Source organism: Vibrio sp. Vf1514 (assembly GCF_052076135.1).
Classification (GTDB): Bacteria; Pseudomonadota; Gammaproteobacteria; order Enterobacterales; family Vibrionaceae; genus Vibrio; species Vibrio furnissii.
In genome coordinates this window covers 2342868-2356331 of sequence record NZ_CP197267.1, presented here as the reverse complement: position 1 = coordinate 2356331, position 13464 = coordinate 2342868, and the positions used below count along the sequence as shown (strand labels likewise).

General features: G+C 52.7%; 14 protein-coding genes. 6 read left to right on the top strand and 8 right to left on the bottom strand.

All coding sequences use genetic code 11. The features are described 5' to 3' along the window. Positions 1-6: 6 nt before the first annotated feature. Positions 7-549, bottom strand: a complete 543-nt coding sequence (locus ACS18Q_RS10860) for a glycine cleavage system protein R (protein ID WP_004724723.1) — start codon at positions 547-549, stop codon at positions 7-9. 280 nt (positions 550-829) lie between these two features. On the opposite strand from ACS18Q_RS10860, the gene dapA reads away from it, so the two are divergent. Both dapA and bamC read left to right on the top strand, forming a co-directional pair. Next, positions 830-1708 (top strand): 4-hydroxy-tetrahydrodipicolinate synthase, encoded by an 879-nt coding sequence (gene dapA, locus ACS18Q_RS10855; RefSeq protein ID WP_004724721.1) that lies wholly within the window; start codon positions 830-832, stop codon positions 1706-1708. Between the two features lie 57 nt (positions 1709-1765). Next, positions 1766-2800 carry an outer membrane protein assembly factor BamC gene (gene bamC / locus ACS18Q_RS10850; RefSeq protein ID WP_143678693.1) on the top strand — a complete coding sequence of 345 codons (1035 nt, stop codon included), beginning with the start codon at positions 1766-1768 and terminating at the stop codon, positions 2798-2800. Positions 2801-2831: 31 nt separating this feature from the next. Here the strand turns inward: bamC and ACS18Q_RS10845 are convergent, their stop codons facing one another. From ACS18Q_RS10845 to ACS18Q_RS10830, 4 genes are read right to left on the bottom strand one after another with little or no spacing between them, the layout of a single operon-like run. Then, positions 2832-3032, bottom strand: coding sequence for a DUF2897 family protein (locus tag ACS18Q_RS10845; protein WP_172475428.1), 201 nt, complete (start codon positions 3030-3032; stop codon positions 2832-2834). Further along, positions 3032-3718 carry a M15 family metallopeptidase gene (locus tag ACS18Q_RS10840; protein WP_441257646.1) on the bottom strand — a complete coding sequence of 229 codons (687 nt, stop codon included), beginning with the start codon at positions 3716-3718 and terminating at the stop codon, positions 3032-3034. Before ACS18Q_RS10840 ends, ACS18Q_RS10845 begins: the two co-directional genes overlap by 1 nt. Continuing rightward, positions 3718-4854, bottom strand: a complete 1137-nt coding sequence (gene dapE / locus ACS18Q_RS10835; protein WP_441257077.1) for a succinyl-diaminopimelate desuccinylase — start codon at positions 4852-4854, stop codon at positions 3718-3720. The genes ACS18Q_RS10840 and dapE overlap by 1 nt, the downstream gene beginning before the upstream one ends. Positions 4855-4886: 32 nt before the next feature. Further along, positions 4887-5234 carry an ArsC family reductase gene (locus ACS18Q_RS10830; RefSeq protein ID WP_143678699.1) on the bottom strand — a complete coding sequence of 116 codons (348 nt, stop codon included), beginning with the start codon at positions 5232-5234 and terminating at the stop codon, positions 4887-4889. A gap of 203 nt (positions 5235-5437) precedes the next feature. Here ACS18Q_RS10830 and ACS18Q_RS10825 point away from each other — a divergent pair, with 203 nt between their 5' ends. The 4 genes from ACS18Q_RS10825 (at position 5438) to galK (ending at position 9412) form a co-directional block, all read left to right on the top strand. Then, on the top strand, positions 5438-5725 hold the full coding sequence (locus ACS18Q_RS10825) for a winged helix-turn-helix domain-containing protein (RefSeq protein ID WP_004724708.1): 288 nt from the start codon (positions 5438-5440) through the stop codon (positions 5723-5725). A gap of 342 nt (positions 5726-6067) precedes the next feature. Then, positions 6068-7084, top strand: coding sequence for a UDP-glucose 4-epimerase GalE (galE, locus tag ACS18Q_RS10820; protein WP_014204611.1), 1017 nt, complete (start codon positions 6068-6070; stop codon positions 7082-7084). A 13-nt stretch (positions 7085-7097) separates the two neighbouring features. Next, positions 7098-8162 carry a UDP-glucose--hexose-1-phosphate uridylyltransferase gene (locus tag ACS18Q_RS10815; RefSeq protein ID WP_441257076.1) on the top strand — a complete coding sequence of 355 codons (1065 nt, stop codon included), beginning with the start codon at positions 7098-7100 and terminating at the stop codon, positions 8160-8162. Between the two features lie 86 nt (positions 8163-8248). Beyond that, positions 8249-9412, top strand: coding sequence for a galactokinase (gene galK, locus ACS18Q_RS10810; RefSeq protein WP_014204613.1), 1164 nt, complete (start codon positions 8249-8251; stop codon positions 9410-9412). A gap of 386 nt (positions 9413-9798) precedes the next feature. On the opposite strand, the gene ACS18Q_RS10805 is transcribed toward galK, so the two are convergent. Genes ACS18Q_RS10805 through ACS18Q_RS10795 form a run of 3 tightly spaced genes read right to left on the bottom strand, consistent with a single transcriptional unit; the run spans position 9799 to position 13447 of the window. Then, a complete protein-coding gene (locus ACS18Q_RS10805) occupies positions 9799-10806 on the bottom strand; it encodes a substrate-binding domain-containing protein (protein WP_004724699.1) in 1008 nt (335 codons plus the stop codon). A gap of 48 nt (positions 10807-10854) precedes the next feature. After that, positions 10855-11583, bottom strand: a complete 729-nt coding sequence (locus ACS18Q_RS10800; protein ID WP_238773238.1) for a 3'-5' exonuclease — start codon at positions 11581-11583, stop codon at positions 10855-10857. Between the two features lies 1 nt (position 11584). Then, positions 11585-13447, bottom strand: coding sequence for a DUF294 nucleotidyltransferase-like domain-containing protein (locus tag ACS18Q_RS10795; protein ID WP_441257075.1), 1863 nt, complete (start codon positions 13445-13447; stop codon positions 11585-11587). Positions 13448-13464: the final 17 nt, after the last annotated feature.

Sequence of the window (13464 nt, the reverse complement as noted above, 5' to 3'; positions counted from 1 at the left end):
TCTGTTTTATTGACTGTTTTTAATGAAGTTAAGCGACCCATGTACGTCGTGTTCCTGACACATCGCATCAAACTCTTCTTGCAACTGCATCAGATTGTAATCGCCATCGACGTGTGCGGTGATCGCGATTTGGAACTGGTTGGTTTCCCGCTCCAGTTTTTGCTTGTCGATGGTTTGCGCGCTGAGGGAGGCCATGCCGATGTTGCGAGCGGCAAAGAACTGGGTGAACTTTTCGGTCAGGCCCGGTTTGTCATCCGATTCGACATACACTTCCACGGTATAGGCGTTGGCTTGTTGAGCGTGTGGGGACGTGCGCTTCATCATGGTGATCAGATCTTGCTCTTGCCCCAAGAGTGGCAGCAGCGTTTCCACACGGGTGATGCTGTTGGCGTTGCCAGAGACCAGCATGATCAGCGTGAATTCATTTCCAAATAGCGCAATACGGCTGTCGATGATATTACAGCCTGCTTGCGTTACCAGTTTGACAACCTGATTGCAAATCCCTGGCCGGTCAGTACCCACGGCGGTGATCACCAAATGTTGAGTCATAGAGTCGCTTCGCTTAGTGTTTTTCGGCATGTTATCACAGTTGAAGTATAGAGAAAGCGCGAGAAAACGTCTTTTTATGCCTGTGTTTTCACAAAATCACGTATTGTTGACAAGGGGATTTGACAGGGGTGTATAACCCAGTGAGAAAAGGCAGAGTAGGCCTAACGTCTAACATCTGATAAATATTCACTCATAAGGGCTGTTTAAGCGAATTTCCCCCCTTGTGTTTTTCAAGCCCCATGCAGTACCATGCAAAAGTTATCAATCTAGGGAGATAGACATGTTTTCAGGAAGTATCGTCGCGTTAATTACACCTTTCAACCATGACGGTGAGGTTGACTATCTTAGCCTGAAGAAGCTGGTAGACTACCACATCGAAGCCGGTACTGACGCCATTGTTTCGGTAGGAACAACCGGTGAGTCATCCACACTCACTATCGAAGAGCATGTCAAAGTCGTTGAAAAGACGCTTGAATTTTCGGACGGCCGTATTCCTGTGATCGCCGGTACCGGCGCCAATGCGACCCATGAATCCGTGACGTTCAGCCGTCTGCTGAACAACACAGGTATCGCTGGTTACCTCAGCGTGACGCCTTACTACAACAAGCCGACGCAAGAAGGTTTGTTCCAGCACTACAAAGCGATTTCGCAAGAAACCGACATCCCTGTGATCCTTTACAACGTACCCGGCCGTACGGCGGTTGACCTGCATCCAGAAACGGTTGCACGTTTGGCGGAACTTAAAAGCATTGTGGCACTCAAAGATGCAACCGGTGATTTGAGCCGTGTAGCGCTGCACCGTGAACTGTGTGGCAACGACTTTGTGCTGCTGAGTGGCGATGATGCCACCGGTCTGGAATTTGTGAAGTTAGGTGGTCAAGGGGTGATTTCAGTCACGAACAACGTGGCCGCTGCCGATATGGCCAACATGATGCACTTAGCACTGGCTGGCAAATTTGAGGAAGCGGAAATCATCAACCAACGCCTGATGCCACTGCACAAAGGCTTGTTTATTGAGTCGAGCCCTATTCCTGTGAAATGGGCGGCGCATAAGCTGGGTCTGATTGCAGAAGGTGATCTACGTCTACCTTTAACGGAACTCTCTGAACAAGCGCGCCCACTTGTTGCCCAAGCAATGACAGAAGCCTGTATTTTATAAGGCGCTATCCATTACAATGCCGAGGTTTTCATGCCTCGGCAAATTTTAGGAGTTTCAATGAAGTTATCGCGCCAGCTAGTGGTTGGATCACTGGCTGTTTTGGTTTTGAGTGCCTGTTCAAGCTCTCCGACGCAACGCCGCCAAGCCAAAAATGATTTTAACTACCTGGATACAAAAGATTTTAAACCGTGGGTTTTGCCGCAAGACGCCACCCCGCAGTTTTATCCTGATTACGATATTCCCCAAGGTGATTTTAACGGTGGCATCGGCCCAGTGGTTGACATTCGTCCGCCGCAACAAGTGCTGGAGCTGATCCCGGGCGCGCGCGCTGAACGTCAAAATGGCGAAGTCACTTTGTGGATGATCCGTAAAGACGAAGCAGACAAAGTGTGGCAAATCGCCAACACCATGATGCAAGAGCGCAACATCAAAGCCGTGCAATCCAATGCCAACCACGTCGAAACCGACTGGGTGACTTGGGTGTCGGAAGATGAAGATATGGAAATTGGCAGCCGCTACGAATTGAGTCGCGTGGAAGCCAACAACCGTTACGGATTTAAGATCTCGTTGATTGATTGGCGTGAAGGCGGCAAACAAAAGCCGGTGACCGCGACCAACAAAGAGCGTTACAACGCGTTTATGACCAACTTGGTGACGTCTCGCTACGATCAAGATGTGCGTGCAGAAGCGGCGCGTAAAGCGCAAGAGCTGGTGAAACAGATTCCAATTACGATGGGCTCTGACCGCAGCGGCTTCCCGGTGATCATCGCGCGGACGCCTTACGACATTCTGTGGCAACGTCTGCCAGACTTGCTGCCGAAGATGGGCTTCAAGATTGAAGAACGTAACCAGTCGCAAGGCACCATGAAAGCCAAGTACGCTTCACCGGATGACGAATTCTGGAATGAGATTGGCGTGAAACCGATGAACCTGAATTCAGGAACCTACACCTTCCTGTTTGGTGATTTGGGGAACCGGACATCAATCAACGTCACCAACTCAGCGGGTAAACCGGTTGAGGAAGAGCTACTGAAAGAGATGGTGCCTGTATTGGCCGCTATCGTGGATGAGCGCAAACCGACTCAGCAATAAGCGAGTCGGCTTGCACAGAAAAAAGGGACGCTTAGCGTCCCTTTTTGTTTGTCTCTTCTTCCGCGGCTGACGAACGGTGCTTTTGATCCAGCTCGTTAAGCTTATCGAGATCGCTCTTTTTCCCTTTCATTCCCAGTTTCATGGTGGCGGTGTGTTTCAATGCGGCAATGTTGCCGACAAACACACACACGATGATGAGGGTGATCACCCACGGGTTAAACAGAAAATCGATCATACGCGGTCTCCTCGGCTGATCTGAGTCATGTAGTGTGTGTAGATCTGGCGCAATTCTCGCTGCACCGTCGGCTTTCCTAACAACGGCGCAAAGGCCAATTGCTGAGCCAATATTGGCAACTTCAGTTCAGTCAGGCATTGCTCGCTGGTGGCACGATGGCTGATGTGCCACGGTTCAAAGGCCACGCCAGAACCGGTTGACTGATACGGGAAGAAGAACCCAAAGCGGGCGAGGTTGGCTTTCAACCATTCATAGAATGGGCGTTGATGCGCCTCAAGATACTCCCATGGTTCCAATTGCAACCCTTGGTCGGGTGGCAACGCGCTGCGATCAAAGACGTCAAAGTCGGTGCCCCAATGATGGCGGCTGCCACCGGGCAGTGCAGACCAGCGCAAAATCGCGTGCACTTTGTCGGCTTCGGACCAATGCGTGGTGTCGAGCGGCTGACTGTTGGCATCCAAAATCGCGGTTTCGCCCGCCATCTTTCGATTCCAAATCGCCAGTTGGCGTTCGAACGGACGAAAGCCGCTGGCAATGTTGAACACAAAACCGGCCGCATCCGCGGCCTGTTTCAGGGCCAGCAAATCGGCGGTGACCTGTGGGTGCACCAGAAAGGCTTTCTGGCCCACCATCACTTCAACAAGATGCGACTCGGTTTGTCCGGTCAGCTGCTCGGGTGTCATCATTGGACGAGTAAATTCTCCAGCGTTTTTTGGTACATGTCGGTCAGTTTTTCTAGGTCGGCAATATTCACGCACTCGTTCACTTTGTGAATGGTGGCGTTGACCGGCCCCAGCTCAACCACTTGCGCCCCCATTTGCGCGATAAAGCGCCCGTCAGACGTGCCGCCGGTGGTCAGCAGTTGTGGCTCTTGGTGATTCACTTCACCCACGGCTTTCACCACCGCATCGAGCAGCGCGCCAGTGTCGGTGAGGAAAGGATGGCCGCTGAGCATCCATTTCAGATCGTATTCCAGACCATGCGCATCCAGCGTGGAGTGCACGCGGCGTTTGATGTCTTCATCGGTCAGCTCGGTGCTGAAACGGAAGTTAAACTGCACGTTGAACTCGCCCGGAATCACGTTAGACGCGCCCGTGCCAGCTTGCAGATTCGGGATCTGAAAACTGGTTGGCGGAAAATATTCGTTGCCTTCATCCCATGTGGTGGACGCAAGTTCAGCCAATGCAGGCAGGGCTTGATGCACTGGGTTGTTGGCGAGATGCGGGTAAGCCACGTGACCTTGCACGCCTTTCACCGTCAAATCACCAGTGATGGAGCCGCGACGGCCATTTTTCACCACATCGCCGACTGCGCGAGTGCTGGACGGTTCGCCCACCACACACATGTCGATGATCTCATTGCGTGCCATCAGCGTATCCACGACGCGTGTGGTGCCGTTGATAAATGGGCCTTCCTCATCGGAGGTAATCAAAAAGGCAATCGAACCTGTGTGGTTCGGATGCTCGGCAACAAAGCGCTCCACCGCAACCACCATACACGCCAGCGAGCCTTTCATGTCGGCCGCGCCGCGACCATGCAAATGGCCCTCAATCACCGTCGGTTCAAACGGGGGGGTGTGCCATTGGGTGAGCGGGCCTGCAGGCACCACATCGGTATGACCGGCAAATGCAAACAGCGGTGCTTGTGTGCCACGACGCGCCCAGAAGTTGGTGGTGTCTTCAAACACCATCATTTCGATTTCAAATCCAAGCGCTTGGAGACGCTCAATCATCAAGTCTTGGCAACCGGCATCGACCGGTGTCACTGATTGGCGGCTGATTAAATCTTTTGCGAGAGCCAGTACAGGGCTGTCTGTCATCCTTGAAATCCTTGTAGTCAGAGAAACGTCTATTAAGAGAAAAGAGCAGCGTATTGCTCGGCTTTAAAGCCCAAATGAAGCTCGCCGTTCACGCGCAGCACGGGGCGTTTGATCATCGCCGGTTGCTCAACCAGTAGCGTGATGGCGGTGTCGCCATTGAGGCTGTCTTTCTGCGCTTGAGTCAATTGGCGGAATGTGGTGCCCCGTTTATTGAGCACATTTTCCCACCCTAAGACCTGGCAAAATTCGCTCACCAGCGTGGCATCGACGCCGTCTTTGCGGTAGTCGTGAAACTGGTAATCAACGCCTTGCGCTTCCAGCCACTTGCGGGCTTTTTTCATCGTGTCGCAGTTGGGGATGCCGTAGAGGGTGATGGTCATAAAAGTCCTTTAAATGCTGCTTATTGTGGTGTTTGCCAAATCCTAACAGGAAGCCTCTCATCTGACAAAAGTGTGATGCGGATATTTTACTGAATAAAAAAAAACTTCTGCGGTTGACTAGGATTAGAGAGTTATTGATCGAACTCAACAAACTTACTGGCAAAACAGAAATAATGAGCCTTGCACAGATTAGGAGGTAATCAATGGAATTGAGTCCTGTTTTTGCAAGGCGCCTTTATTTAGCCTTGCTTGTTGAAAGTCTGGAACGCCCCAATGTTCCCAAGTTAATCGAGAAAACGGGCTGGCCTCGTCGTACTATTCAGGACGTTCTCAAAGCCCTGCCGGGCATCGGTATTGAACTGATGTTTGTTCAGGATGGCCGCCGCCACAACGATGGCTACTATCAGTTATCAGACTGGGGGCCATTTGACAGTCAATGGGTACTTGACCGCAAAGGTGATATCGCGGCAAGTCTAGGATTTAGTGCATAACCAAGCCAGCCTGTGCTGGCTTTTTTCTCTTCTATGAACCACCTTCTCTGAAGGTGGTGATCGTGTCTCTCACGGCCAATCCTTTTTTCTTCGTTTTTCCAGCCGATTCGTCAGCGAATCGGCTGCTCTTGCTGGGTGATCGTTGCGTTTGATTGTAATTGGAAACGTTTACCCTAATTCATTTTCTTTATCGCGGCTTGAATTATTTGGTCAGTCATGACGGAGTTTTACTGCGGCGATAAGTTGTGGAAACGTTTTCACTTTGAGAGTGTAGTCACAGAAGTGAGCCTTGGGCTGCTGATAGACTCATTGCAAATCAAATCAGCGGAGAGGTGATGACAGGTGGAGATTTTGATCACTGGCGGTATGGGTTACATCGGTAGCCACACATGTGTGCAGATGATTGCAGCGGGGATGACCCCGATCATGGTCGACAACTTGTGCAATGCGAAAGCCGAAGTGCTCAATCGTATTGAAGCGCTCACGGGCGTGCGTCCGGCGTTTTATCAAGGTGACATTCGTGATGAAGCATTTCTCGATAGCGTGTTTGCACAGCATCACGTCCAAGCCGTGATTCATTTCGCCGGTCTCAAAGCGGTGGGCGAGTCGGTGAGCAAACCGATTGAGTACTACGACAACAACGTCAACGGCACCTTGGTGCTGGTGCGCAGCATGCGCAAAGCGGGCGTGAAAAGTTTGGTGTTCAGTTCATCGGCGACCGTGTATGGCGACCCACAAACGGTACCGATTACCGAAACCTCTCCAACGGGCGCGACCACCAACCCGTACGGTCGCAGCAAATATATGGTGGAGCAGTGCTTGTCGGATTTAGTGGTTGCAGAACCTGAATGGAGCATCACGCTGCTGCGCTACTTCAACCCAGTTGGCGCGCATCCGTCGGGCACCATGGGCGAAGATCCCCAAGGCATTCCCAATAACCTGATGCCGTTTATTGCCCAAGTGGCGGTTGGTCGCCGGGAAAAACTAGCGGTCTTTGGCAACGACTACCCAACGCCGGATGGCACGGGCGTTCGCGATTACGTTCATGTGATGGATTTGGCCGACGGTCACATCGCCGCACTGCAAGCGGTGGGAGAGAAAGCCGGGCTGCACATCTACAATTTGGGCACGGGCAAAGGCTCAAGCGTGCTGGATATGGTTCACGCGTTCAGCGATGCGTGTGGCAAACCGATCGCGTACGACATCTGTCCTCGTCGTCCGGGGGACATCGCCGAGTGCTGGGCTAGCACCGAAAAAGCCCAACGTGAATTGGGCTGGCAAGCCAAACGGAGCTTGGCGGACATGACCGCCGACACGTGGCGTTGGCAATCCCACAACCCACTGGGCTATGACGAGTAAACGAGGTAACCCCATGGCAACGATTGAATTTAATCCGGTGGATCATCCCCACCGCCGTTATAACCCACTGACCGACCAATGGGTGCTGGTCTCACCGCATCGCGCTAAACGCCCTTGGAGTGGTCAGGATGAAACGCCGTCGACCGCCCAACTGCCGAGCTATGAACCGCACTGCTTCTTGTGTCCGGGGAACACGCGCGTGTCTGGCGATGTGAACCCGAACTACACCGGCACCTATGTGTTTAACAACGATTTTGCGGCATTGATGGCCGATTCACCTGATGCGCCGCCCTCCACCAATCCGCTGTTTAAAATTCAGGGCGTGCGCGGGTTGAGCCGAGTGATCTGTTTTTCACCGGATCACAGCAAAACCTTGCCTGAGCTGGCAGTCGCCAACATTCGGGGCGTGATTGACACGTGGAATGAACAGATTGAAGCACTGGGTCAAGAGTACGTTTGGGTGCAAGCGTTCGAAAACAAAGGCGAAACCATGGGCTGCTCTCAGCCGCACCCGCATGGTCAAATTTGGGCCAACAGCTTTCTACCCAACGAAATTGAACGCAAAAACAAACATTTGAAAGCGTATTTTGATCAGCAAGGTAGCAACCTGCTGGTGGATTACGTGCAGGCGGAACTGGCCGATGGGGCACGCACCGTGGTTGAAACCGAGCATTGGTTGGCCGTGGTGCCGTACTGGGCTGCGTGGCCCTTTGAAACCATGCTACTGCCCAAAACACACATTCGCCGCATGAGCGAGCTCAGTGACGCACAGCGTGACGACTTGGCCTTGGCGATCAAAAAACTGACCAGTCGCTACGATAACTTGTTCCAGTGCTCGTTCCCATATTCCATGGGTTGGCATTACGCGCCGTTCTTTGACGATGGGCGCGACATTGACCATTGGCAACTGCACGCGCTGTTCTATCCGCCGTTGCTACGTAGCGCAAGCGTGCGCAAGTTTATGGTGGGCTATGAGATGCTGGCCGAAACCCAGCGCGATTTAACGCCGGAGCAGGCGGCGCAACGTCTGCGTGAACTGAGCGATGTTCACTACAAAGAACGTGCAGATGACCAATAACCGCTGATCACTAATAACAGCTATCACCAATAACAATAGAGGTGCCGATGCATTGGCACCTTTCAAAAAATATGATGGGAAGTCCTATGTCTGATCTAATTCAACACGTGATTCATTCGTTTGAACAAGTGCTGGGGTTTGCGCCGAGCCATGTCATTCAAGCACCGGGTCGCGTTAACCTGATTGGTGAACACACCGATTACAACGACGGCTTTGTGTTGCCGTGTGCGATTAACTACCAAACCGTGGTGGCCGCGTCGAAACGCGATGACAATCGTGTGCGCATCATTGCCGTCGATTACGCCAACGCGCAGGACGAATTTTCTCTCGATGCACCGATTGAGTTTCAAGCCGATAAAATGTGGGCCAACTACATTCGCGGCGTGGTGAAGTTTTTGCTTGAGCGCGGTTACACGCTGGGCGGCGCAAACATCGCGGTGAGCGGTAACGTACCGCAAGGCGCTGGCCTGAGTTCATCAGCAGCGTTGGAAGTGGTCATCGGTCAGACATTCAAAGCGCTGTTTTCGCTTGCGATCAGTCAAGCTGAAATTGCCCTCAATGGGCAGCAGGCTGAGAACCAATTTGTGGGGTGCAACTGTGGCATCATGGATCAACTGATTTCTGCCGAAGGGCAGGCGAATCATGCGCTGTTGATCGACTGTCGTAGTCTCGAAACACAAGCCGTCTCCATGCCCGAAGACATGGCGATTGTCATCATCAACTCGAACAAAAAACGCGGGTTGGTGGACAGCGAATACAACACCCGTCGTCAGCAGTGTGAAGAAGCGGCGCAGATTTTTGGCGTGAAAGCGCTTCGTGATGTGACGATCGAGACGTTTGAACGTCGCCAAGCGGAATTGCCCGAGTTGGTGGCCAAACGGGCGCGTCATGTGATCACGGAAAATGACCGGACGTTAGCCGCGGCACAAGCGCTGCGAGCCAACGACATGACGACTTTGGGGCAGTTGATGGCGGCGTCTCACGCGTCCATGCGTGATGACTTTGAGATTACGGTCAAAGAGATTGATACCTTGGTCGATATCGTCAAACAGGTGATTGGTGATCAAGGCGGCGTGCGCATGACTGGCGGCGGTTTTGGTGGCTGTGTGGTCGCCTTGATGCCGCCTGCCTTGGTGGCGCCTGTGACCGCTGCGATTGAGCAGCAGTATCAAGCGGCGACCGGACTCAAAGAAACCATTTACGTGTGTCAGGCCAAAGATGGCGCCGGACTCGTTAACGCATTCGAGTGAGTCTCACTTGAATGGCGATCGTGAGCAGTCTGCGGGCATTGATTGATGTGCGCGGCACGATGCCATTTTCCCATGGCAATCGAAAGTGTCAGAGGTGAGCGACTGGTCAAGGACTCCGCCAGAACGCTCAAGCCGATTTATGCTTGGGGGAGTGATATTTCGGTGCGGCTTTCGTTTTGCCTATGGGGATCTTTTCCCGCAATGCGGGCAAGTGAACGGACGATAGTCAAAGGTAATGAGACCCAAAGGCAATGACTCCTAAAGGGGATGACACGTGGGGCCATTCCTCACATATGAGTATGAAAAAAGGCTTACCGCGCGGTAAGCCTTTTTTGTGTTCGCTTTGTGTTCTCGTCACGCCGCCATGGCGGTGCGGGTGGGGCGCGTCAGTCGTTGAGTGACTTCACCGAATCGCGTTTCACCATGGTCGGTGAATAACGTTTCGGGCTGCCGTCATTTAAGGTGTCATCTTTTGACAAGTCCAGCGCCAGCTGCGCGGCGGTTTCGGCCATCATCTGAATGGGGTAACGGACGGTTGTCAGATGAGGTTTCACGTAGCGAGCAATCAAGCCGTCATCAAAACCGATGATCGAGATTTGCCCCGGTGATTCAATGCCATTCTCTTCCATCACCGACAGCGCGCCCGCGGCCATGTTGTCGTTGTAGGCCACAATCGCGGTGATGTCGATGCCTTTGGTGAGTAGCGACAACATCGCTTGCTCGCCGCCTTCACTGCTGGGTTCGCCATACGCAATGTAGGTGTCAGGCAATGTAATGTGATGGGCTTCAAGCGCATCTTGATAGCCCGTTTCACGTTCAACGGCATCGGCAATCGCGTGGTTGGAAACAATGCAGGCGATTTTTTTGTGCCCTTGACGAATCAGGTACTCCGTCGCCATGAACGCGCCTTTGTGATTGTCGAGCGAAATACAGCGATCTTCCAGCCCCGGAATATGGCGGTTGATCACCACCATGCTTTTGGCCTCTTTGGAAAACGCGATCAGCTCTTCATCGGACAACGCTTTGGCGTGAATCACCAGCGCGTCACAGCGGTTGTTGATCAGCAATTCAATCGAGCGGCGTTCGTCTTCTTCATTGTGGTAACCATTGCCGACCAACAGGTGTTTGCCATTGTGGCGCGCCACGGTATCGACGGCTTTGACGAGGGTGCCAAAAAATGGGTCGGAAACATCAGACACCAACACGCCCATGGTGTTGGTGCTTTGGCTAACCAGCGCACGCGCCGCGGCATTCGGGCGATAGCCCAGAGCTTGCATCGCTTGCGTGACCGCATGAATCGATGCTTGACTGGCTTTGGGCGATTTATTGATGACGCGAGACACAGTGGCCACGGAGACACCTGCGGACTTGGCGACATCTTTAATAGTTGTCATGGGGTTAACCTTTTCAATTCTGTTTGCCGTTCGGCGGTTATGTGTTTGTTACACAGAGGCTTTCATCAGCAATTCTAACGGAACATACGCTTTGGCAAATAGCCTATTTTGCTGTGCGAGGTAAAGTTCAGCCGTGGCAATGGCATCCGACAACGCGTGGTGCGCTTGATACGCCGGCAAGTGATAGCGTTTTCGCACGGTACTCAGGCGCCAATCGTTCGCATTCGAATGGGGCATGTTGTAGGGGGCGTACTGCGCGTATGCCTGTTCTATTTTCAACGTATCCAGCCACACAATGGGTAAATCGGGCCATCCGTGTTGCTGCATAAAATGGTGAATAAATTGCCGTTCGACAACACTACCATGTGCCAATAATACTTTGCCTTTCAATTGGGTAAATAGTAACTCAATTGCCTGTGCCAAGGGTATGCCTTGCCGCTGCATTTGCGGCATTATGTGGTGTAGCACCACTTGTTGTGGGTCATCTTGGCCCGATGGCGTGATTAAAAAATAGCGCGCCTCGGCTAAACGGATCACCTGATTCACGATCGGTACCCAGCCGATGCTGACGATGTGGTCGTGTTCGGCATCCAGCCCGGACGTTTCGATATCCAAACTCAATAACGGTTGTTGGCGAACATCAAAATCAGCTTGCGGCAGTGGTGTTTCCAAGATGGCCTGCACGAACGCTGGCAGAGGCAGGTGGTGTTCGCGCATCTGCAAGCGGTGTTGCTCTAGTTTTCTCAGCGGGGATAACCGACCTAGCTTATGTAACATACTATTGACCAAACTTAATGCGAAGTGCCTCTTGTAATCCGGAGACAATGCGAAATGCATCTTTGAGGTGCTGCCGTTCAAAACTACCAAAGCGCGTCGGTTGCAGTAGGTTATCAATCGGTTTGCCCTGTTGCAGCGCTTCCACTTGGTGCTTGTTTCGTAATCCGGTCACAAAGTGATAAATCCCCAAACAATCGAGATACGACGAATGGCTCATCAGCCCTTTTTGTTCGACAAACAGCAAACGCGAGAGCGTCTCTTGCATCGCTCCGCCTTCGCTGAGTGTGTAGATGCGCGCCATGTCCACCAAACTGCTTAACGCTGCGTGTTTAATGTCGAGTGTTTTCTCTCCGCTGTCGCCATCTTTTTTCAACACCAGATTATTGAAAATACCCAGCGGCGGACGCGTGCGCAGGGCGTTGGTCACCAGCGCGGCAATCAATTTCGGATTGTGGGTGATTTGCTGCAGTCGCACGTCATTGAGCGTATCAAACAGGGATTTATTGCCTGCGATATAGCGAATTTCGATGAAGACATTCAGGTTGAGCAGGTGTTCGTATTCCGGCGCGCGTGCCCACTTGCGGTAGTATTCCACCCACACGTGTAGCGGTTGGCACCATCGCCGCGTCGCCGCCATAAAACGGCCGCTGCACAGCGCATAGCCGCATTGATCCAAGCCTTTGCACAGATACATCGCGAGGTGGCTGAAATAAGCTTTGTCTGATTCGGTTGCGCCATCGTCAAGAATCAATGCGTTGTCTTGATCGGAGCCCAAATGCACTTCGTTGCGCGCGTGAGAACCGGCGGCAATCCAGCAATACTCGCAAGGCGCCGCGCCGAGATGCTGCTCCGCTAGCGCCAGCAAGCGGCAGGTAAATGCATCGTAAATCAACGACATTACTTTGCCGATCACATCGCTGGAGACGCCGTTTTCAACCAGCACACTGAAAATGGCGTTGCGCTCTGCCGCGAGCGCGACCAGCGCGGGCAACGAAGGTGCTTGGCTAATTTTTTCACTCAGGAAGATGGCTTGAATGCTGTTTTGTTGAATCAATTGCTGCGGCGTAATGATGCCTTGCAGAGTGAAGTTGTCATCGACAATGGGCACGTTTTGAATGTGATGCACAATCATGATTTCGGAGGCTTTCATCACCAAGTCATCGACCGACACCGTGTGCAATTGATGCGTCATGATGGTGGCGATGGGCTGCTGTACATCCAGCCCGTGTGCAATCACACGTTTGGTCATGTCTTTGTCGGTGACCAAGCCGATTAAACGCTGCTGCTGATCGACGATGGCTGCACACGAGCTGTTGGGCTCGCGGCTCATTTTATCGGCCGCCTGCTGAATGGGAGTGTCGGGTGTGACCATCACCAGATTTTGGCTGGCAAGCTTGCGTACCGGTTGAAGAAAAATGCTCTCCGTTTGCGCGGGATGCGGCAAACTGACGGAGTGAATCAGGCGTGTTGAAATGCTGGGGGCGAGCTGCGCAATGACGTCTGGGTACGGGTTCACCAACGTCAGCAAAGTGGGGTAATCGATGCGGTAGAGCAGCGAATTTTCAATCGCCACCACTTGGTAATCGAGCGCGGCACCATCGTGTTGACTGAACCCAAAAATATCATCAGCCCCAAGGCGCGAACGCAAGGAGCCGTCGTGGTAACGCTGTTCAATGACGCCGGTGCGAACGATGTATAAGAAATGCTGTGGCGGCGCAGTCAGGGGCTCGAGGTGTTGGTGCTGGCCGAGGTAGAGGATTTCGATGGATCCGGCGACGGCATTTAACGTGTCTGCGTTGAGTTGATCAAACGGCGACATGGTTTGAAGGAAGGAGACGATGTTGGGAAGTAACTCTTGATGCATGTTGAACCCGCTCGTGA